A 21,249-nucleotide genomic window follows, 5' to 3' on the forward strand; every position below is an offset into this window, starting at 1 on the left:
CTCGTCGGTGGGTACCAACAGTTGTTTCTGGAGTTCGGCCGCCTAGCTCAGGCCTTGCGCGCGATCACCGATTCGGGCCGCAGGTCGAGGCGACGCAAGAGTTGCGCGTTCGCCGCGACGACGACGGTCGAGGCTGACATGAGCAGCGCACCGACGGAGATCGGCAGCACGAAGCCGATGGGGGCAAGCACGCCAGCAGCGAGGGGCACCGAGATGAGGTTGTAGCCGGCAGCCCACCACAGGTTTTGGCGCATCTTGGCGTAGCTGCGGCGCGAGAGTTCGAACACGGCGAGCACCGAGCGTGGGTCGTCGCTGGCGAGCACAACACCGGCCGAGGCGATGGCTACGTCAGTTCCGGCACCGATCGCGATTCCGACATCCGCCTGGGCGAGCGCTGGCGCATCGTTCACGCCGTCGCCGACCATTGCGACGGTGCCGCCCGCCTTTTGCAGTTCGGCAACCTTGCCGGCTTTGTCTTCTGGATGCACTCCCGAGAACACCCGGTCGATGCCGAGCTCTGCGGCTACCGACTGTGCCACAGCATCCGCATCTCCCGTGATCATGACCACGGTGACGCCCTGCGCGTGCAGTGCATCGATCGCCTGGCGCGAGTCTTCGCGCACCTCATCCGCGAGGCCGATCGCGCCGATCACGTGACCGCCAGAGAGCACGTGCAGAATGATCGAGCCGTCTGCCGCCCACTCGGTCGTTACATCGATGGGCTGCTGATCGTGCTGGCGCAACATGCTCGGCCCGCCAACGCTGATCGTCGCACCATCGACAGAAGCTTCGACGCCAACTCCGCTCGATGAGCTGAAGTTCGAGGCTCCGACTCGTTCGAGTTCGCGCTCCTTCGCGGCGGTCACAATCGCCTTGGCCAGCGGATGCTCACTGTCGTTTTCCGCTGCCGCTGCGAGTCGAAGAACCTCGTCTTCACTCGCATCCCCGACCGCCGCGACGTGAGTGACGGCGGGCTCGCCCTTCGTGAGGGTTCCCGTCTTGTCGAAGAGAACGGTGTCGACCTTGCGCATTGTTTCGAGGGCAAGGCGGTCTTTCACGAGCACTCCGGCGCGAGCCGCGCGCTCAGTAGAGATCGAGACAACGAGCGGGATGGCAAGGCCAAGAGCGTGCGGGCACGCAATGACAAGCACCGTGATGGTGCGCACGATCGCGTCATCCGGACTGCCTGCGAGGGTCCACACAGTGGCGGTGATCGCTGCGGCACCGAGCGCGAACCAGAACAACCAGCCGGCGGCGGTGTCGGCAATGCGCTGGGCGGGCGACGAGGAGTTTTGCGCCGTTTCAACGAGCTTGGTGATGCCCGCGAGCGCCGTATCATCGCCAATCGCGGTGACCTTCACTCGGATCGAGTTATCGGTAGCCACGGTTCCCGCCACAACGCGGTCGCCCTCGCCGCGCGAAACCGGCTGCGACTCTCCCGTGATCATCGACTCATCAACCTCGGCTGAACCGTCAATCACTTCGCCGTCGGCGGGTACTCGTCCGCCGGGGCGCACGATGACGACATCGCCCACAACGAGAGCAGACGGCGGCACGGTGACGAAGTCGTCCCCCTCAACCTTCTCCGCTTCATCCGGAAGCAAAGCGGCAAGAGAATCGAGTGCGCTTGAGGTCTGAGCCAGTGACCGCATTTCGACCCAGTGGCCGAGCAACATGACGACGAGCAGAAGCGCGAGCTCCCACCAGAACTCAAGGGCTTGGTCGATGAGGCCAAGAGTGGATGCGAGCGAGGCGACATACGCGACCGTAATGCCCAGTGAGATCAGCAGCATCATTCCGGGCTTGCGCGACTTCAGCTCAGAGTAGCCGCCCGTGAGGAAGGGTTTTCCGCCCCAGAAATACATGACCGTGCCGAGCACTGGCGAGATCCAGTGGAACACCGCGACATCCGGGATCGTGTAGCCGATGATCTCGGAGAACATCATACTGAAACCCGTCACGGGCACCGCGATCACCAGCATGATCCAGAACAGGCGGCGGAACTGGGCAACGTGATGCGAGTGGTCCATGGGCGCCACGCTATACCCCTCTAGGGTATGGAACAACCCCAAACCCAACGACTCCCAGCTACCGTAGACCCGTGACTACTTTCAGTGAAGAAATTGTGTCCGCAGTACTCGCCCACATGAACAGCGACCACAACGATGACAACCTGCTCATTGTGCGTGCCTTCGCGGAATCCTCCGCCATTTCTGCGGCCATGGTGTCGCTCGATGGCACCGAGGGAACCTGGCAATATTCGGATGTCGACGGCATCGAACATCACGTGACCGTGCCCTGGAGCACGGAGATCACCGAGCGCGCGGAGATCCGCCACGAGATCGTGAAGCTCTACGATGCCGCGTGCGAAAAGCTCGGCGTGCCGGCTCGCCCCCACTAGCCAGCCCTCGCGATTGGTGATCTGCCCGCAAGGTGGGACTCACAGCGACCGAAAGTCAGGATGCGGTGGGGCGGCGACGCAGCCACGCTCGCGAGATGTGGGTAGCCATCGCTTCAGACGCGGCTGTGCTGTCTCCACTCTCGATGGCATCCAAGACGGCGACGTGCTCAGCGAGCGTGACGCGTAGTGAACCTTCATCGGCGCGCTCACCCACAAATCGGTTGCTCGAGAGCGCGCGGTCGAAAAGGATTCCCGTGATGTTTGCTGCCAAGCGGATGCCCGACTGCTCCATCACGAGGCGATGAAATTCTGCGTCTGCCTGGTTGTTCTCTTCGGCGTCGCTGAGGGTGGCTTCCATCCGCTCCACAAGGGCACGAAGGGCAGCAAGGTCGTCGTCAGTGCGGCGCGTGGCAGCAGCACCGGCCATTGATGATTCAAGGCTTCCGCGCACTACCGCGAGTTCGTCGAGCACTCCAAGAGTGTCGTCATTGTCGACGAGCGACGACAGCACGACCGGGTCAAGCATGTTCCACGCACTTGCCGGGTTGACGGTGGTTCCGCGACCCTGTGCGACGGTCACCAGACCTTTTTCTTCAACCCGCTTTACAGACTCGCGAATAACCGTGCGGCTCACGCCGAAGTGTGAACTCAGGGTGCCTTCGGGAGGCAGGGTGGTGCCCGAGGGAACCTTCTCGGTGACGATCGAATCTACGAGCTCACGAACGACGGCAACTCCCAGGCGAGCAGCCGGCGCACGGCCGACCTCACCACTGGCTAGCCACTTGGGCGCAGCGTCATCGGCACTCACAGGATCCATTCACCCAGCATAGGGGAGCGTATCTTCGCTCCGGGCTGTGGCACACCGCCCGGCATTGCGCCGGACTACTCGCCAACGAGCCGCAGTCCTGCTCGCTCGGAACGCACGTGGGGGCCGCCGGGCGCCAACCATCCAGCATGGGTTGTTGCCTGCGAAGCAATGGCCTCTTCGTCGATGGAGACTCCGACGCCAGGAGTGTCCCCCACGACAATTCCGCCATCGATGAACTCTTGATCGATCGTGACACCGAAGGGCGCGTTCACATCTTGCACTTCAGCGGTGAGGTGGTTGGGCACGGCTGCGGCCGCGGCTGCCAACGCGGGGTTCAGGGTCAGCCCTACCGGGCTAACCGGAAGGTTGCGGCTGTGTGCGGCGTGCGCGACGCGGAGGAAGTGAGTGATGCCCCACACGCTGCCCACCTGCACGACGTCGATTCCGCCCTGGTCGAAGAGTGGTGAGTACTGTTCAAGCCCCGTGAGGTTCTCGCCGGTGGCAACAGCGGCGCGAATGGAGCGACTCAAGCGGGCGTGACCCGCGGCATCCCAGCGGCGCAACGGTTCTTCGATCCACGCAAGATCAAGTTCGTTCTCGATCTTGGCCATGAATCGTTCCGCCTGCTTGAGGTTCCACGATTCATTCGCATCAAGCATGAGGCCGGGTTTGCGGGCGTTGACACTCAGCGCGTCTTCGACAAGCTTCAGGCGACGGATGTCGTCCTCGTGGTCTCGGCCGCCCTTCAGTTTTCCCGCGGTGTAGCCTCGCTCGGCCATCATTGAGTAGAAGCCAGAAAGAGCATCATCGTCGAGCGCAATGTCGAGCCCCGAGGCGTAGCCGGGCACGAATTTGTCGCGCGCTCCGAGCAATCGCCAGAGTGGTTCGCCGAGGGCTTTGGCTTTGATGTCCCAGAGCGCCATGTCGAAGGTGCCGATGCCGCCGAATGTGGCTCCACCGTGACCTGATTTGAAGACTTGGGCGAGCATCCGGTCGTACAAGGCCGATACCGCGCGAGGGTCTTGGCCTTCAATGGCGGGAAAGATCTGGGCGAGGTCGCGGTGCGAACCGGTGCCGACACCGGTGATGCCGACGTCGGTTTCGAGCAAGACGATCGGAAACTCGGTGACTCCCGAGGCGACGAAGCCGTTCACGTCGCCGACTGGCCGCCCCCAGTTGTGGACGCTGCTGAGGCAGCGGTAGCCGGTAATCTTCATCTTCGCCTTTGATGATCGCTGTGTGCGCAGTGAACCACTGCATCTAAACAGCATACATCATATGTTCTAGCGGGGCTGGAGAGAAAATTCACCTGCCCCTCCCCCTAGCGCGGGTTGCTCGTAGCGACTACGAATAGAGAGCACACGATGCGCACTCACCTAGTGTGCGCACGAGGGGGAACAATCATGACTCGATCACCCAACCGCATGCTCGGAGCAATCGTCGGAGCATTCTTCGTACTCATCGGCCTGCTCGGCTTTGTCGTCACCGGTGGGGTCGAATTCTTTGCCACCGAAGGGGGATTGCTCGCCGACGTCTTCAGCGTGAATGGCTTCCACAACGTTGTTCACATCATCATCGGCACCGTCCTCCTGCTGGCAGCACTCGCTAACCGCGCAGCCGCCCGGGCTCTCAACTCCACCATCGGCTTCGCCTTTCTGGTGCTCGGGTTTGTTGGCCTGATGCTCGTGGGTTCCGAATTCAACGTGCTCGCGCTCAACGCCGCCGACAATGCCCTGCACTTTGCGGCAGCCGTAATCCTGCTCTTGGTCGGCATCGGTGCCGACAAACGCGCTACCGGGGTCAGCGCCTAAACTGCCGGCGGAAGCGTGACCCGCAACGGCTCACGCGCTGGAAAGGTATCGCGTGTCTGCCATTGTTCGCAGTTGGCTCGCCTTCGCCGCTATCGGCGTCGGCGTTATTCACTGTGCGCTCATCATTGGCGCCCCCGTCGAGCTCGCATTGCCCCTCGGAATCCTCGGTGTGATTGAACTCGGGTGGGGCTTGCTTGCCTTCACTCGCGACCAGTTGCCCGCGCCGCGCGCCGCGATCGTCGTTGCGCTGGCACCGCTCCTGGCGTGGGGTGCTTTGGTGGCAGCAGCATCCACTTTTCACAGTGCGGCGCTCGGTTCGGTGTTGGATGTCGCCCCCTGGGGCATCGCGGCAGTGCTCCAGTTGTTCGTGGCGGGGTCGCTTGCGCGGCACTTCCGTCGCGTGAGTGATGGCACCGACGCCGCTGCCTCCACCCCCAGCGTTGGACGCTACGTCACCGCCCTCGTGGTGGGTGCTCTCGTGGTCTCCGCCCTCACACTCACTGCCCTCGGCACCATAAACGGGCCTAGTACGGGTGGCGATGACGTGGATGACCTCTTCGACATCCCGGGCCACGTCGGCCACTAGGCGGTCCCCCGCGCTTCGCGCTTTCCCGACTGATTAACCAACTTTTGGAGGATGCCCGGTCACGAGGCATCCCACTAGAGTGAGGGTCACCTAACCCCCTTCTAGGAGACCCCGTGGCTGTAATTCCTTTCTCGCAAGCACTTCGTGAGCGCACCTGGTCGAGCCACGGAGACAGCGAAGGTGCTGACTTCATGAAAGATCTCATGACAGGCAAAGGAACCCGCGAGGACTACATCGCGCTAGTGGCACAGCACTACTTCATCTACGAAGCCATCGAGGCAGCCGCCGACCATTTTGCCAGCAACCCTGTTGCCGCGCCCTTCATCACCTCGCAGCTCACGCGCCTGCCCGCGATCGAAGCAGACCTCGAGTTTCTGATCGGTGCCGACTGGCGCGACCAGATCGCTCCGCTCCCCACTGCCGCCGCCTATGCGGCCCGCGTGCGCGAAGTTGCTGCCCAAGACTGGGCTGGCGGGTTCATCGCCCACCACTACACGCGCTACCTCGGCGACCTCTCGGGTGGACAAGTCATCCGCACGCTCATGCAGCGCCAGTTCGGGTTCGAAACCAACGGTGTTGGCTTCTACCTTTTCGACCAGATCGCCAAGCCCAAAGAGTTCAAAATCACGTATCGCGACCAGCTCGACGCTGTCGAGTGGGATGACGCCGAGCGTGACCGCGTCATCGACGAAGTGCTCGCCGCCTACAAGTTCAACACAGACTTGTTCGTCGACCTGTCGCGCGCAAAAGCGGCCGCCTAGCCCCGCCGCGTGGGCCGTGTCGCCGAACCGGCATGGCCCGCTTGGGGTTTTCAGCCCCCGCACGCTCCCTGGGAGCCCGCTAGCCCGCCTCGATCTGGGCGCGCATCGTGTCGAGCGTTTCCAGAATCTCTAGTGAGACATCCAGCGGATGCTCGGGAGCTTCGGTGCGCCCATCCGCAATGTGTTGGGCAATCGCCGTCGTCTGGAACGACAGCCCTTCGCGGCCGCGGAGTCCGGTGCCGTCGGTGAACTCGGTGCGTTCGTCGTCGCGCACCACCGCGAACCCGTTCGGCGCATAAAACGGCGTGCGCACCTCAACGCGAGCACGGGTGCCGTTGATGCGGGCCTCCGTGGGTGTGTCGGACTGCATGGTCGTGTGCAACACGGCCTGGGCACCGGTGGCGTGGTCGAGGATCATGGCCGCCTGCCCGTCAACACCCGTGGCGAGCATCCGTCCCCGAGCGAACGCGGCAGTCGGGGTTCCGAGGGCGAAGCGAGAGAACCAGACGGGATAGATGCCGATGTCGCGCAACGAGCCACCGCCCATGGCCGGGTCGAACACGGGCTGGCCGGCGGGTGCGCCAAAGTTGGCCCCGAAGTCGGCGGTGACAACCTTCAGATCGCCGAGCTCACCTTCGGCGAGGAGCTGCGCAATGATCGTGGTCTGCGGCAAGAAGCGCGTCCACATGGCTTCCATGGCGAACACGCCAGCGGCGCGGGCGGCATCCACAATCACGCGAGCATCCGCCGCATCAATGCCGAGCGGCTTTTCGATGAGCACGTGCTTGCCTGCTGAGATCGCAAGCAACGCCAGCGGTCGGTGAAAAACGTTCGGCGCGGCAACGTAGATGATGTCGACCTCGGGGTCGGCCACTAGCTGTTCATAGCTGCCATAGCTGCGCCCGATGCCGTGCTTCCTAGCGAACTCAGCGGCACGGTCAGCAGAACGCGACGCGACGGCCACCACTCGCTGATCGGTGTTGGCATGCATGGCGGCAACCCAGTCCGTGGCAATCCCGCCCGGAGCAAGAACGCCCCAGCGCAACATTGGCCCACCACGAAGCGGGGTCGCAGTCGATTCAGGCAGAATCACGACAGTTCCATTCCCATGTAAATCGAGTCAGCGCCCCGAGCAAGCTCTGTGAAACCCAGGTGGCGGTAGAACGCGATGGCGTTGTGGTTGTCTTCGCCCACATCGAGATGGATGCCGCCCACACCGCGAGCGCGCAGCGCCTCGAACAGTGTCTCGAGCATCGTTCGCCCGAGGCCTTGCCCCTGAGCGCGCGGCAGAAGATCGATGTGCAGGTGGGCCGGATAGTCGGCCACAACAGCCTCGGGCGCCGTGACCGGAGTGTGAAGGTGCGAGATGAGTTCGTCGTCGAGCGAATCACCCGCCGTCGACGGGTACTGGTCGCGCAATATCGGCCACCACTCACGCTCTTGCCACGCCTCAAACTGGCGCGTGTCTGCGGCGCCAAGAACATAGCCAGCGACTCCGAGTTCGTCCGCGATCACGAACGCGAGATCGGGCGCACCGACCAGATACGGGCCAACGTAGATGTGGCCGAGGAGGTCGGGATTCTCGTAGAGCGCGCTCCCATCAGCCCCGGCATCCGCTGTCTGAAGACAGACTCGGTAGGTGCCGGGGAGGTCATAGAGACCCGCAGGCCGAATGTGACTCATGGATTCACCATATCGCCCGCGTCAACTGGTCTAGTTCCGCGGTCTCGCGTTGGCAACGGAGTGGTCTAGACAGAGCAGCGTTGACCGCGAACTTTGGGGCGCAATTCGCTCATTTGCTTGTATGTTTCGAGCATATTTCGGGCAAATGTACCCCGGAGTGGTCTAATTGGCTCTTTACCAGGGTGGCGAAAATGGGCTCTAATGAGAGCGTGACCGTTGTCGAGGAAACCACCAGACACACCCTGAGAGCACGCTTGCGAGAACTCGTAGCGTCGACAGAGGTGGGCAAGAGCCTGCCAAGCGAACGCGATCTCAGTGCCCGCTGGGGTGTCGCACGCATGACCATTCGTCGCGCCGTCGACGCTCTCGTCGCCGAAGGCCTCGTTGAACGACGCCACGGTTCCGGCACCTACGTGACCCCGCAACCCTTCGTGCGCCTGCTCGGGCTCACCTCGTTCTCGCAAGATATGCGCGACCGTGGCCTCGAACCGGGCGCCCGCCTCCTTGCTTACCGGGTGGCTCCCGCGGATGCCGCGATCTCCACTCAATTGCAGATCTCTGCCGGCGATCCTGTCGTCAGCTTCACGCGCCTGCGTTTAGGCAGTGGCGAAGCCATGGCGGTTGAGACTGTCTGGATTCCCCAAGCCCTCGTTCCCGGCATCAACGGTAGCGACCTCGGCGGCTCCCTCTACGAACTGCTGAGCAGCCGCTACCGCATCTCCCCCGGTGCCGCCAATGTTTCGATCGAGCCTGTGTTGCCCGACGAGCGCGTGCGCGAGCTGCTCACCATCTCCGAGAATCAGGCCTGCCTGCGCATCCGAATGGTCGACTCTGATGCCCGTGGAAACATCATCATGATCGCCAATTGCTTCTATCGCGGCGACAAGTACCAGCTCACAGCTCAGGTCTCAGGCGGTGCGTTCTCGGCCGAACAATCCCGGAACAGCTAATGCTTCGGGTTCTCGCTGTCGATGGCGGACAGTCCGGAATTCGCCTCAAAAGCAGCGCACAGCCTGGCACTGTTGAAGTCGATGGGGTGAGCCGCCTTGAAGGCGACACGATGCGCACGGTTGCGGCCGCAGTCGCGAGCGCCTGGGCACACGGCAAGTTCGAGCCGGTTGATCGTGTCGTGATGGGTCTCACTACGTCCCCCGCGGATGTTGCATCGTCCACCCGTCTCGCTGAACTTGTCGCGGCAACGACCGGGGCCAGCGAGGTCTGGATCGCAGATGACACCGTCACCTCCCACGCCGGAGCACTCTCCATCGAATCCGGCGTCTCGCTCATCACCGGCACCGGCGTTGCCTGTCTCGCTGTGCGCCCCACAGGAGAATCCCATGCGGTCGACGGCGATGGCTATCTCTTGGGGGATGCCGGCGGCGGGTTCTGGATCGGCAGTCGCGGCATCTCTGCTGTGCTCAAAGAACGTGACGGGCGCGGACCAAGCACCGCCCTGACGGCGCGAGCGGCAGAACACTTCGATGGTCTCACTAATCTTGCCGCACGCCTCCATAGTGCGCACCGCCCGGTCAACCGCATCGCCCAGTTCGCGCGTGCCGTGCTCGCTTCGGCCGCTGAGGGGGATGCCGCCGCCGACGCCATTGTGATCGAAGCGGCCTACGAACTCTTCCTCACCGCTCGTGTCGGAGTTCGGTGGGTGGGCGATGATGCCCCGTTGGCTCTTGGCGGCAAACTGCTAGGACCGAACACTCTCCTCTTCGCCCGCCTCGTTGAACATCTCGCCAGCGAAGGCATGTCGTTCCGCCCCGCGGATGCGTCAGCTCTCGAAGGTTCGCTCCTGCTCGGCGCTGGCGACACCGACAATCTCTATCGCGATCTCATCCACGTGTGGAAAAAAGGAACACCCGCATGACACTCACGAGCCCCCCGATTCTCGATGTGCAGTCACCCGCTGCGCGCTACTTGGCGCGCGCGACGCAGCTCATCGAGCGACTGACCACCGATGAAGGTCCGAACATTGTGGCGGCATCCCGCCTCGTTGCTGACGTGCTCATCAACCGCCGCACGGTTCACATTTTTGGCACCGGCCACTCCCACATGCTCGCCGAAGAGCTCTACTACCGAGCCGGCGGCCTCGTCAACGTTCAGCCGCTGCTCTTTGAGGGCCTCATGTTGCACACGAGTGCGCCGCTCAGCACCTCCCTCGAACGACTGCCCGGGCTCGCCGCGGCGCTGCTGCGCGATCACCCCATCGCCGCGAATGACGTGCTGATCGTGGCATCCAACTCCGGCAGCAACGCCGTCACGTCTGAACTCGTGCAGCAGGTGGTGGCCAATGGCACCCCCGTCATTGCCCTCACGAGCCTGACGCACGCCACCTCCCCCGAGGCCCGAGCGACTACGCTCCCGCGACTGCACGAACTCGCCACCGTCGTGATCGATAACGGTGGCGCGGTCGGCGACGCGGCCGTTGACATCGCCGGGCTGAGCAGCCGGGTGTCTGCCACCTCTACTGTGGTGGGAGCGGCCATTCTCAATGCCGTCATGGCCGAAGCTATCCAGCTCTCTGTTAGTGCCGGAGTCACTCCCGACATTTATGAGAGCAGCAACACCACCAGCGGCGATGCCAGCAACCTCAAATTCACCACCCCGATAACCACACCATGACTCCACGCTCCCGAGCCATCTCCGACTCCTCAGCTTTCGCCATTCGCGGCGTCATCGAGGGGTTCTACGGCGCGCCCTGGAGCCACGAACAACGCCTCGACCTCATCAGCTTCCTCGGCAACCGCGGCATGAACACCTTCGTGTACTCGCCCAAAGATGACCCGCTCGTTCGTCACGAATGGCGCACCCCCTACGCTGGCACCGAGCTCGCCCGCATGGCCGAACTCATCACACGCTGTGACGACAACGACCTGACGTTCATGTACTGCCTCTCCCCCGGGCTCACCATGAAGTACTCGAGCAACGACGACATCGAGATGCTGCTCGCGAAGTTCAGCGCCGTGCGCGAATTGGGCGTCACCAACTTTGGACTGCTACTGGATGACATCCCGGCCCGACTCCAGCATCCGGCCGACGTGGCAGCATTTCCCGATCTCGTCACCGCCCACCAATCGCTCATTGGGAATGTCTTTTCGCAGTTCGACGCCGACACCCACCTCACGGTGTGTCCCACGCAGTACTGGGGCTACGGCGACGAGGACTACATCACTCGCCTTGGGCGCGGCATTGATCCGCGCATCGACCTCTTCTGGACCGGCCGCGCCATTTGCTCCGCCACTCTCGATCTTGCCGACGCTGCCGTCTTTGCCCGGTCAACCGGCCGCCCCGCGACCTACTGGGATAACTATCCGGTGAACGATGTCGCGATGGGCCACGAGCTCCACATCGGCCCCTACCAAGGTCGCGATCCGCAATTGCACCGCTTTTCGACGGGCATCATCGCTAATGGCATGGAGCTCTTCGAATCATCCAAGATTCCCTTCGCCACTATCGCCGACTACCTGCGCGACCCCGAGAACTACGACCCCGAGGCCAGCTGGAAACAAGCGCTACTGGATGTCGTTGGCCAAGATAACCTCGACGACTTCAGTCTGTTTGCTGACACGGTTCGTTCCTCGTGCCTCTCGGCTGACGATGCGCCGGTACTAGGCGAGGCCCTCGAGCGCTTCACTTTTGAGTCGGAATACGGTGATGCCGCCACCGCTGCCGCCAACCTGCTCGCAGTTGCCCACACCATGCTCGGTGCCGCAGACCGGTTGCTCGACGGCCCCGTGGCAAACCCGCAGCTCATTGCCGAAGTGCGGCCGTGGCTTGAATCGTTCCGCGTGGGCGCGCGCGCACTCGTGGAAGTCGCAGAGCTCGCCGCCGCCGGTCGCCTCTCCACCGCTGGCCCCAGCCGGCTTCTCCCCTATCTCGATACCCTTCGCGCAGCCCGCCGTCGCGTCTTTGGCGACCTGCTCGATATGACTTTGGCAGAACTCGTTTCCGCCGGGGGCTCACCACCCGCAACACCTGCATCACCCCGCACTGCATCACCCGACACTGCATCACCTACAGCAAAGGAATGATCATGCCCGTCACGAGAAAGAAGACTCTCGCTGCTGTCGCTGCCCTCAGCGCCACAGCACTGATCCTTACCGGTTGTTCAGCCGACGGCGGAAGCTCCGACGACAACGTGCTCCGCATCGCCATGGGTTCCCCTGGTGAAGCTCAGATCCGCGTCTGGGACGACGTAGCGGCACAGTACGAAGCCGCCAACCCCGACGTCACTGTCGAAATGAACTACCAAGACGACGATCTGTACCAAACCATCGGGCTTCCCAACCTGCTCAACGGCCGCAACGCTCCAGACATCTACTTTGAATGGGCGGGAGCGCGACTGGAACAGCGTGCCGCTGACGGATTTGCTGCCGATCTCACGGAAGCCGTGACATCCGGTCCCATTGCTGGTCTCTTCGATGACGAAGTCTTCACCTCGCTCACCGTCGATGGCGCCGTCGTGATGGTGCCTCACTCCGCCGATGTCACCAACGTGCTCTGGTACAACGAAGACATCTTTGCGGATGCCGGACTCACGCCTCCCACCACCTGGGCGGAACTGCTCGACACCTGTGACGCGCTCAACGCCGAGGGAATCATCCCGATCGCCTCGGGCAACAAGGACCTGTGGGCTGCGGGTAACTGGCTCGCCCACCTGACCTCCCGCGTTGTGGGCGAAGAGGCTTATAGCTCGGCGCTTGCGGGTGACACCGACTTCAACACTCCCGAGTGGATTGAAGCCTTCGGCTATGTTGAAGAGCTTGCCGACCACAACTGCGTCAACGAGAGCGTCAACGCCGTCGATGACAACGAGGGTGCTCAACTCTTCTTCCAGGGCAAGGCCGCAATGCACGCGATTGGTTCGTGGCTCGTGAGCTGGGCGATCGATGAGGCGCCTGACCTTAACTTCGACTACGTGAACCTCCCGGCTATGCCCGGCGAAGGCAACCAAGAGAGCGTCATCGGTGTTGTCACCGGGTACGTCGTCAACGCCAAGAGCACCAAGCAGGATGAGGCCGCCGAGTTCTTGGCCCTGCTCAACAGCGACGAGAACGTTCAGCAGTTCATCGGTGCCGAGCTCACTCCGATGACCCTGTCGGCCGCGTCGGGTGAAGACATCGATTCGCGCACCGCATCGCTCACGTCTCTGCTTGAGACCGCTCCCGCGATCGTGCTGCCGCCCGACAACGGCTACGACCTCGAGACCGCCAATGCGCTCTACGCGGCTCTCGCTGAGGTTTTGGGTGGCCAGAGTTCGCCCGCGGATGCCGTTGCCGGCATCGATCAAAAGCTTGGCTAACACCCTCCCCGTTAGCTAGCCGACCGCGCTGGTCGTCCGCCACCCGAAGGCGGACGACCAGCGCTCCTTTCGAAGGATCGCTCCATGAAGCCGAACCGTACGGTCACCCCGTATCTGTTCTTGGTGCCCGCCATGGCGGTTTTCGGCTTCGCCGTGCTGTTCCCGGTCATCATGACTTTTGCCTACAGCTTCACGGAGTGGAACGGCTACGGCGCCATGGTTTTTGTCGGCATCGACAATTACGTCAAGGCCGCCCAGGATGTTCTGTTTCGCGATTCTTTCGTGCACGTTCTCATCTACATCGCGATCACGATCGTGCTTGAGGTTGTCGTCGGCCTGGTGCTCGCGGGTCTCGTGAGCGTACGCCGCCGCGGCTCTCTTTGGTTTCGGGTCGCTATCTTCACCCCGGTGATGCTCCCGATGGTCGTCGTGGCGGTGCTGTGGGCATTCGTCTACAACAACGACTTCGGTCTCCTCAATGCCGCCCTGCAGACCTTGGGCCTAGAAGACCTCCAACGGGTGTGGCTCGGCGACACCTCCACCGCGCTGATCGCGGTGAGCGTGGTCTCCGGCTGGGTATATGCCGGTTTCTACATGACCATCTTCTATGCGGCTTTCAATCAAGTGCCCACCGAAGTCATTGAGGCAGCCCGCCTCGATGGTGCTGGCGAATGGCAGCTGTTTCGCCGCATCAAGGTTCCGATGATCCGCAACGCGATCACAGTCGCGCTCTTGCTCTGCATCACCGGTGGCTTCCAAGGCTTCGACCTCTTCTATGTCATGACCAATGGTGGGCCCTACGGTGCCACCGAGATCCCCACCACCTATCTCGTAAAGTCTGTATTCACTTTCCAGAATGTTGGTTACGGATCCGCGATGGCTGTCGTGCTCACCGTGGTCGTAGTAGGGCTCGGGCTGATCTTCACGAGAGTTAATCGCGAGAAGCCTGAGGAGGTGCGCTCATGAGTATCGACGCCAGCAACAAGCAATTCGATTCAGCCCGTACGCACACCGCGAAGCATCACGCCGGCCGGCGCACTCCCTTGCGGATCGCCGATGTGCTCTTCACCGCGGCGCTCATCGTCATCGCCGTCGTGTTCTTCTTTCCGATGCTCTGGATGGTGTTCTCGAGCTTCAAGACCAACTCGGCGATTTTTGCAACGCCCTTCGCTCTCCCGACCGAGATCGACTTCGGCCGCTGGGTGGAAGCGTTCGAGGTCGGCCACATCGGCCAGTACGCCCTGAACAGCGTGATCGTCACCGGAGCGTCGGTGCTCGCCATCCTTCTGCTCGGCGCTGCCGCTGCTTTCTCGTTCAGCCGCTACCGTTTTCGCGGTCGTAACCTGTTTATGGGGTTACTGGCTTTGGGCCTTCTGCTTCCGCTGCAGTCCTACTTCATCGCACAGTCCACGATGTTCACTCAGCTGGCCATCACCGACACCCGCTGGGCCTTGATCATCCCGTATACCGCGATGGGGCTGCCCCTGGCGGTCTACCTGCTCAAGGTCTATTTGGATGCCGTGCCCGACGAACTCTTCGAGGCCGCCCGCATCGATGGCGCCAGCGACCTGCGCATCTTCGGCTCGATCGCGCTGCCGCTGCTGCGGCCCGGACTCGCTACCGTCGCAATCTTCTCCGCGCTCTCGAGCTGGAACGAGTTCTTGCTCGCCCTGCTCTACATTCAGGATGATGCGCTCAAGACCATCCCCACCGGACTCCTTGCATTCTCCAGCCGGTATGTAACTGACTACGGCCTGCTGTTTTCAGCGCTCTCGATCGTGACGCTGCCCATGATCGTGATCTACATCGTCTTCAACAAGCAGATCGTGGAAGGCATCACGGCCGGTAGCGTGAAGTAGCTCCAGCAGCTCACGCGAGCCCGGGGGAGTCAGGCCTGAATAGCTGGGATGGGCTGGGCCCGCGACATGAACCGCACGACGTTTTCATCAACGATGATGTCACTCGGGCGCAGAGGCCGAGTCAGGTAGAGCCCTTCAAGCCTGCTGATGCGACTGAGGGCAACGTAGGTCTGGCCGGGAGCGAAAGAGCGTGGCCCGAGATCCACTATCGCGCTGTCGTAGGTCTTGCCCTGTGATTTGTGAATCGTGACCGCCCAGGCGAGCCGCAGCGGAAACTGCGTGAACTCGGCCACGACATCTTTGCGAAGCGCTTTCGTGCGCGCCGAGTACGAGTATTTGAACTTCTCCCACGCGACGGGCTTCACTTCGTAATCGCGCCCGTCGATCTCGACCCACACGGTGTCAGCAATCTTGACGACAGTGCCGACGCTGCCATTGACCCAGCGCTGAGTGCCGCCCTCTTGAGTGTCGTTGCGCAAAAACATCACTTGTGCGCCCACCTTGAGCTCAAGGGATTCATCGGCGGGGTAGGCGCGACCGCCGAACTCTCCCGAAATTTCGGCTTTCGCCGTCAGCACTCGACCGGGGAGTCGCGCGAGCGCTGTCGCGTTGATGCGCGTGACGGTGCTGTTCGTGGTTGCGAGCGTAATCGTGCCGTCGTTGGGTGCGGGGCGCGCGCCCACCGCATTGAGGCGTCCTGCGATTTCAGCAGTGACGCCGTTGTGACGCACGGCATTGAGCATGTATTTGAACTCATCCTCATGCTGGCGATGGATGCTCGTGAGTTCGTAAATCGTGAGGTCAGTCTGTTGCCACACGAGAGCGTCAAAGAACCAGATCGACTCGTAACGGTCTTCGAAGTAGGCCCGCTCATCCGGGTCGCCCGGAACCGGGGCCAGTTGATACGGATCACCGAACAAGACGACCTGCACCCCGCCGAAGGGCTCTTTCTTGCGCTGACGAGCCTGCCGCAGACTGCGATCGATCGCGTCGAGAAGGTCAGCATTGACCATCGACACTTCATCAATCACGAGGGTCTCGATGGTGTTGAGCAGCTTGCGGAGTTGATCAGTCTGTTCGAGCTCGTGGTCGGCAATGACACCGATGGGCAATCGGAACAGCGAATGGATGGTCTGCCCACCCACATTGAGCGCCGCAACTCCGGTGGGCGCACAGATCACAATTTGCTTCGATGTGTTGTGCGCGAGGTGATTGAGCAGCGTGGATTTACCCGTGCCGGCCCGCCCCGTAACGAAGAGGTTCTCCCGGGTCGTCTCGATGGCAGCAAAGACCGCTGCTTGCTCGGGCGACAGGGTAATTTCGGACACCCAATCACCCTAATGCCGCACCTTGCTGGTCTCGTGCCCGCGCGCCACAATCTGTGGTTCATCTCCGGCGCACCTCAGCGGTTTAGGATGTGTGAATGCGTCGCGAGCTTGTTACCTGGTCAATCGTGTTTGGGCTGATTGTTGTCGCCTTCGTCACGACTGTCCTGATTGTGAACGCGACCCTGTTTAGCGCGAGCGGCTTTGTACGCAGTTATCTTGGCGCCCTCTCTCGCCATGACATGGCATCCGCCCTGCAGATTGCGGACATTGAACTGGCCGAAGATCACGGTGCGTCGTCCGACGATGGCTCGGGCGCGACGCCCATTGACACGACCGGTGCTGGGTCGATGCTGCTTGCTGGCTCGCACGATCTGTTGCGGCCCTCCGCGCTCAGCACGATTGAAGATGTTGCGCTCGTCTCGCGGGAGATCAACGACGATGGCTCCGAAACCGTCACCTTCGTGTTCGAACTCGACGGCGAAACCTCTCACACCACGTTTACGGTGGAGCGCGATGGCACTCGTTTCGGCGTGTTCGCCGATTGGAAGTTCGTCACCGCGCCGCTCACTATCGTGCGGCTCACGGTCTCGAATACTCAAGAGTTCACCGCCAATGGCTCCGAATTTGTCACGCCCGCCCAAGACACTCCCGCGCCCTACGTGGTGTTGGCTCCCAGCAGTTTCGAGATCAGCCACTCCTCCACGTTCCTCACCGCCGAGCCAATAACCGTGGCTGCCACCGAACCCGGCGGCACTATCCGTGCGCGGCTTGAGCCCGTCGCGAACCAAACCATGGTTTCCCAGGTGCAACGCCAAGTAAACGACTACCTCGATGGATGCGCCACTCAGGTTGTGCTGCTGCCGACCGGCTGTCCGTTTGGCCAGCCCATGGCCAACCGCATCGTCACCACTCCGGAGTGGAGCATGGCGAGCTATCCCGAGGTTTCGCTCGTGCCTGGTTCTGAGACAGGAAGCTGGCTTATGCCAGAGACGGATGCCGCAGCGCACCTCAAGGTCGATGTCCGTTCCATTTTCGATGGCTCCGTTTCGAGCTTCGATGAAGACGTAGATTTCACCGCGAGTTACCTCGTTACGTTCTTGCCGGACGACCAGTTGCTCATCACCCCGCAGTACTAGTCTTCCCCAGCCGATAAACTGGTGCCTCAGCGTCACGAAAGGTAGGACCGATTGCAGTACACCTCTACGCGAGGCCACGCCCTCGGCTCGTACACCGATGTCATCCTCGAAGGTCTTGCGAGCGACGGCGGGTTGGCGGTCCCCGGGCCACTCCCGCAGGTCGATTCAGCCCTGCTCGAGTCGTGGCGCGATCTGAACTTTGCCGAACTCGCGACGGCGGTCATCTCACTGTTCGCGAACGACATTGCAGAAGACGACCTCGCGCGCATTTGCCGCGCCGCGTACGACCCGGCCAAGTTTTCTACGAGCGAGATTGTTCCTGTCAGCGATCTCGGCAACGGTCTGACGCTTGTCGGTTTGTCCGAAGGCCCGACACTCGCCTTCAAAGACATCGCCATGCAGTTTCTTGGCGAAGCGCTGGATTTCGCTCTCGAAAAATCTAACGGCGTCCTCAACATTCTGGGCGCTACCTCCGGTGACACCGGTTCCGCCGCCGAGTACGCGATCCGCGGCAGAGAACGACTCAGCGCCTTCATGCTGTCGCCCCGCGGCCGCATGAGCGAGTTTCAACGAGCGCAGATGTATTCGCTGCAGGAGCCGAACATCCACAACCTCGTGGTCGACGGTGTTTTTGACGATTGCCAAGAGCTCGTCAAGGAGCTCTCGAGCGATGCTGCCTTCAAGCAGGCGCACAATTTGGGCGCTATGAACTCCATCAACTTTGGGCGAATCTCTGCGCAGATCGTCTACTACTTCTGGTCATGGCTGCGCGTGACCGATGCCGTAGACGCGCACGACCGGGCCGACTTTGAGGTCTCTTTTTCAGTACCGTCCGGCAATTTCGGCAACGTGCTTTCGGGTCACTACGCGCGAACGATGGGCCTGCCCATTCGAAAGCTCGTCGTAGCGACAAACGAAAACAATGTCCTCGACGAGTTCTTCAGGACTGGTATCTACCGCCCTCGTAACGCAGCAAATACGCTCGCCACGTCCAGCCCGTCTATGGATGTTTCTAAAGCATCCAACCTCGAGCGTTTTCTCTTCGACCTGCTCGGCAGCGATGCGGAACGCCTTCGTGGCCTCTGGCAGCAACTCGGCGCCGACGGTTTCGTAGACCTCACCACAGAGCAGCCACGCTTCCTAGAAGAGTTCGGAATCGTCAGCGGCACGAGCACTCACCAGGATCGTGTCAACACGATCCGGTCAGTCTTCGAGAGCACGCAGGTGCTGCTCGATCCGCACACCGCCGACGGTGTCACTGTCGCCCATGCCCACATTGAGCCCGGTATTCCGATGCTGGTCTTGGAAACGGCAAAGCCGGCAAAGTTCCCCGACGTCATCGCTGAGGCGCTCGGCCGCATTCCCACCACCGACGAGGCCTACCGCGAGATGCTCGAGCTTCCGCAGCACCAGATTGATATGCCCGCGGATCCGAACGAATTGCGCGCCTACATCGCGGAGCACGCCCTCCACGCACGCTCCTAGTCGGCAAGCCTCGCGCTGCCGCGCAAGCATGCGCCCGAAGCGCTTAGCGCTTAGCGCTTAGCGAGCATCTCGTTGTAGGCGTCGAGCTCGGCATCTCCGTCGCGGTCGGCCTTGCGGTCGTAGCGCACGGATGCCCGTCGATCGCTGCGTGACCACATGATGGCCACGGCGATGGCGAGCGCGATGGTCGGGATCTCGCCAACACTCCACGCGATGCCACCACCGATGCGTTGGTCTTCGAGCGCTGTCACGCCGTTATCCCAGCCCATGGCGCCGTACCAGTCAGCCAGCAGCAGACCGGTTCCCGTCATGAGGCCCAAGCCAAAGAAGGCGTGGAACGCCATAGTGGCGAGCAAGATGAGTAGCCGGATGGGGTATGCCGTGCGGTGCGGCGACGGGTCGATTCCGATAAGCGACTGCACGAACAGGTAGCCGGAGGCCAAGAAGTGGATGATCATCCATTCGTGCCCGACGTGGTCGGTGGAAGCCCACCGGAACAGCGGCGTGTAGTAGAAGACCCAGAGCGAAACAACGAAGATGATCGCCGCAACAACCGGATGCCCGATCACGGCCAGATACCGTGAGTGCACGATCCGCAGAATCCACTCACGGGCTCCGCGGCTGCCGTCAGTGCGTTTGGCGATCGCGCGCATCGCGAGCGTCACGGGCGCACCGGGCACGAGCAGCACCGGGATCATCATGCCGAGGGTCATGTGCCCGAGCATGTGCATCGAGAACAGGTAGCCCTCGTACACGTTCACGCCACCGTTGGTGATGTAGAACAGCAGCAGCATCCCGAGCACCCAGAACACGGTGCGGTAGATCGGCCAGGAGTCGCCGCGCTTGTGGAGGCGCCAGACGCCGGCGAGGTAGAAGAAGATCGCGAACGCGCAGATCAGCACCCAGATGAGGTCGAAGCTCCACAGGGTGAACAGGTTGCTTGCGGTCACGGTGGGGGGCAGCGGTGAACCGGTGAGGTAGGCAGCGGGGGAGGAGTCGGGCAAATCAGCGGCCACGATCTCGGGAACAGGCGTGGGCGTCGTCGCCAGGGCGGCAGCTGCGCCCGATGCGAGACCCATGAAGGCCAACTCAGCACTGACAATCCACCAGAACCATCCGCGCTGCTTGCGAGGGCTGGCTTCGAGGCGCCCGATTGCGTAGTTGCGGTACACGGCGCCGAAGAGACCCAAGACAATGAGGGCAAAGACTTTGACGAGCACGAGGATGCCGTAGGGCGAGAGCAGGTTCGCCAAGTTCTCGACGCGAATTTCTGCGCTCACATAGCCGGAGGCTGCCACCACGATGAAGCTCACGAGCGCGATGGTCGAGTAGCGGCGCAGCACGATACTCAGTCGGTCTTTAGTGAGGGCAGGGCGGGCGATGGCGATCGCGAGCAACCCGCCGAGCCAGAGGGCGGCAAAGACGAGGTGGAGAAATATGGCGCTGGTGGCGGCATCGTGGTCGGCGGTTCCGCCGCTGTGGCCTTGAAGCGCCATCGGTATGAGCCCTGCAACGGAGAGCACCAACACAAAGACGAGGGCGGTCATATTGCGCACGGCGAAGCAGAGAACGGTCACAACGGCCGCTATAAGCACTGTGGCAAGCCAGGCTTGACCTAGTTCGGTCGAGGTCAGAAAGCTTGCGAGAACGTCACCAAAGGCGCTGGAGAGGTCGATGGGCTGGTTGCGCACCGCCAGAAAGGTGAAAAACCCCGTGATGGCGGATGCCACAGCCCACACTGCGGCGCCTGCGGCCGCAAAGTCGAGAGTGATGTTGAATTCGTCGCGCTTCGGACTCATCGCGAAGACAGCGATCATGAGCCCGCCGATGGTCGCCGCAAGCCCAAGGTTCACGAAGAGCTTCGCGATGGGCAGTCCCCAGCGCACGACAGCGCCCGGGTCAAGAAGAATCGGAACCGCAGCACCGCCACCGAACTGGAGGCCAGCAACAACCGCAATGGCTGCAACAAGGATCAGCAGGGCGGGTCCGGCGATCCGGCTGATTCTTAGCACCCCTCAAGAGTACTCGCGCTTATTCGGGAGTTCGCCCGGTCCAGCCGCCCGCGCCAGCGGCCGCAGCTCCG

The 21,249-nt window shown here is 62.2% G+C and carries 20 protein-coding genes; 13 read left to right on the forward strand and 7 right to left on the reverse strand.

The window, feature by feature from the left end:
- Nucleotides 1-47: 47 nt before the first annotated feature.
- The gene (locus I6E52_RS08305) at nucleotides 48-2,030 is read right to left on the reverse strand and encodes a heavy metal translocating P-type ATPase (protein ID WP_197156272.1); all 1,983 of its coding nucleotides are present in this window, start codon (nucleotides 2,028-2,030) and stop codon (nucleotides 48-50) included.
- A gap of 71 nt (nucleotides 2,031-2,101) precedes the next feature.
- On the opposite strand from I6E52_RS08305, the gene I6E52_RS08310 reads away from it, so the two are divergent.
- Nucleotides 2,102-2,401: a DUF2470 domain-containing protein gene (locus tag I6E52_RS08310; protein ID WP_197106821.1), complete on the forward strand. Its 300-nt coding sequence runs from the start codon at nucleotides 2,102-2,104 to the stop codon at nucleotides 2,399-2,401.
- A 55-nt stretch (nucleotides 2,402-2,456) separates the two neighbouring features.
- On the opposite strand, the gene I6E52_RS08315 is transcribed toward I6E52_RS08310, so the two are convergent.
- Nucleotides 2,457-3,218 (reverse strand): FadR/GntR family transcriptional regulator, encoded by a 762-nt coding sequence (locus I6E52_RS08315; RefSeq protein WP_197156274.1) that lies wholly within the window; start codon nucleotides 3,216-3,218, stop codon nucleotides 2,457-2,459.
- A gap of 65 nt (nucleotides 3,219-3,283) precedes the next feature.
- Nucleotides 3,284-4,426: a mandelate racemase/muconate lactonizing enzyme family protein gene (locus tag I6E52_RS08320; RefSeq protein WP_197156276.1), complete on the reverse strand. Its 1,143-nt coding sequence runs from the start codon at nucleotides 4,424-4,426 to the stop codon at nucleotides 3,284-3,286.
- Between the two features lie 186 nt (nucleotides 4,427-4,612).
- Here I6E52_RS08320 and I6E52_RS08325 point away from each other — a divergent pair, with 186 nt between their 5' ends.
- From I6E52_RS08325 to I6E52_RS08335, 3 genes are all read left to right on the forward strand, one after another.
- On the forward strand, nucleotides 4,613-5,020 hold the full coding sequence (locus I6E52_RS08325; protein ID WP_197156278.1) for a DUF4383 domain-containing protein: 408 nt from the start codon (nucleotides 4,613-4,615) through the stop codon (nucleotides 5,018-5,020).
- Nucleotides 5,021-5,072: 52 nt separating this feature from the next.
- Nucleotides 5,073-5,606 (forward strand): hypothetical protein, encoded by a 534-nt coding sequence (locus tag I6E52_RS08330; RefSeq protein WP_197156280.1) that lies wholly within the window; start codon nucleotides 5,073-5,075, stop codon nucleotides 5,604-5,606.
- Nucleotides 5,607-5,719: 113 nt separating this feature from the next.
- Complete coding sequence (locus I6E52_RS08335; RefSeq protein WP_197156282.1) at nucleotides 5,720-6,367, forward strand: heme oxygenase (biliverdin-producing); 648 nt, start codon at nucleotides 5,720-5,722, stop codon at nucleotides 6,365-6,367.
- A gap of 79 nt (nucleotides 6,368-6,446) precedes the next feature.
- Here the strand turns inward: I6E52_RS08335 and I6E52_RS08340 are convergent, their stop codons facing one another.
- On the reverse strand, nucleotides 6,447-7,460 hold the full coding sequence (locus tag I6E52_RS08340) for a Gfo/Idh/MocA family protein (RefSeq protein ID WP_197156284.1): 1,014 nt from the start codon (nucleotides 7,458-7,460) through the stop codon (nucleotides 6,447-6,449).
- Nucleotides 7,457-8,050: an N-acetyltransferase gene (locus I6E52_RS08345; protein WP_197156286.1), complete on the reverse strand. Its 594-nt coding sequence runs from the start codon at nucleotides 8,048-8,050 to the stop codon at nucleotides 7,457-7,459. Before I6E52_RS08345 ends, I6E52_RS08340 begins: the two co-directional genes overlap by 4 nt.
- 209 nt (nucleotides 8,051-8,259) lie before the next feature.
- Here I6E52_RS08345 and I6E52_RS08350 point away from each other — a divergent pair, with 209 nt between their 5' ends.
- From I6E52_RS08350 to I6E52_RS08380, 7 genes are all read left to right on the forward strand, one after another.
- Complete coding sequence (locus tag I6E52_RS08350; RefSeq protein WP_307842452.1) at nucleotides 8,260-9,000, forward strand: GntR family transcriptional regulator; 741 nt, start codon at nucleotides 8,260-8,262, stop codon at nucleotides 8,998-9,000.
- On the forward strand, nucleotides 9,000-9,923 hold the full coding sequence (locus I6E52_RS08355; protein ID WP_197156288.1) for an N-acetylglucosamine kinase: 924 nt from the start codon (nucleotides 9,000-9,002) through the stop codon (nucleotides 9,921-9,923). The genes I6E52_RS08350 and I6E52_RS08355 overlap by 1 nt, the downstream gene beginning before the upstream one ends.
- Nucleotides 9,920-10,678 (forward strand): sugar isomerase domain-containing protein, encoded by a 759-nt coding sequence (locus I6E52_RS08360; protein WP_197156290.1) that lies wholly within the window; start codon nucleotides 9,920-9,922, stop codon nucleotides 10,676-10,678. The genes I6E52_RS08355 and I6E52_RS08360 overlap by 4 nt, the downstream gene beginning before the upstream one ends.
- A complete protein-coding gene (locus I6E52_RS08365; protein WP_197156292.1) occupies nucleotides 10,675-12,087 on the forward strand; it encodes a protein O-GlcNAcase in 1,413 nt (470 codons plus the stop codon). The genes I6E52_RS08360 and I6E52_RS08365 overlap by 4 nt, the downstream gene beginning before the upstream one ends.
- A 2-nt stretch (nucleotides 12,088-12,089) precedes the next feature.
- Entirely contained in the window at nucleotides 12,090-13,358 is a 1,269-nt protein-coding gene (locus I6E52_RS08370) for an ABC transporter substrate-binding protein (RefSeq protein WP_197156302.1), read from the forward strand.
- A gap of 84 nt (nucleotides 13,359-13,442) precedes the next feature.
- Nucleotides 13,443-14,324, forward strand: a complete 882-nt coding sequence (locus I6E52_RS08375) for a carbohydrate ABC transporter permease (protein ID WP_197156304.1) — start codon at nucleotides 13,443-13,445, stop codon at nucleotides 14,322-14,324.
- Nucleotides 14,321-15,217, forward strand: a complete 897-nt coding sequence (locus I6E52_RS08380) for a carbohydrate ABC transporter permease (protein ID WP_231601801.1) — start codon at nucleotides 14,321-14,323, stop codon at nucleotides 15,215-15,217. The genes I6E52_RS08375 and I6E52_RS08380 overlap by 4 nt, the downstream gene beginning before the upstream one ends.
- A 29-nt stretch (nucleotides 15,218-15,246) precedes the next feature.
- Here I6E52_RS08380 and I6E52_RS08385 read toward each other — a convergent pair whose 3' ends face one another.
- Nucleotides 15,247-16,545, reverse strand: coding sequence for an ATP-dependent RecD-like DNA helicase (locus I6E52_RS08385; protein ID WP_197106838.1), 1,299 nt, complete (start codon nucleotides 16,543-16,545; stop codon nucleotides 15,247-15,249).
- A gap of 95 nt (nucleotides 16,546-16,640) precedes the next feature.
- On the opposite strand from I6E52_RS08385, the gene I6E52_RS08390 reads away from it, so the two are divergent.
- Nucleotides 16,641-17,681, forward strand: a complete 1,041-nt coding sequence (locus I6E52_RS08390) for a hypothetical protein (RefSeq protein ID WP_197156306.1) — start codon at nucleotides 16,641-16,643, stop codon at nucleotides 17,679-17,681.
- Between the two features lie 51 nt (nucleotides 17,682-17,732).
- Nucleotides 17,733-19,166, forward strand: coding sequence for a threonine synthase (gene thrC / locus I6E52_RS08395; protein WP_197156308.1), 1,434 nt, complete (start codon nucleotides 17,733-17,735; stop codon nucleotides 19,164-19,166).
- Nucleotides 19,167-19,216: 50 nt separating this feature from the next.
- On the opposite strand, the gene I6E52_RS08400 is transcribed toward thrC, so the two are convergent.
- Nucleotides 19,217-21,178, reverse strand: a complete 1,962-nt coding sequence (locus tag I6E52_RS08400; RefSeq protein WP_307842453.1) for a cytochrome c oxidase assembly protein — start codon at nucleotides 21,176-21,178, stop codon at nucleotides 19,217-19,219.
- Nucleotides 21,179-21,249: the final 71 nt, after the last annotated feature.

It is taken from the genome of Salinibacterium sp. NG253 (assembly GCF_015864945.1).
In the GTDB taxonomy this organism is placed as follows: domain Bacteria; phylum Actinomycetota; class Actinomycetes; order Actinomycetales; family Microbacteriaceae; genus Rhodoglobus.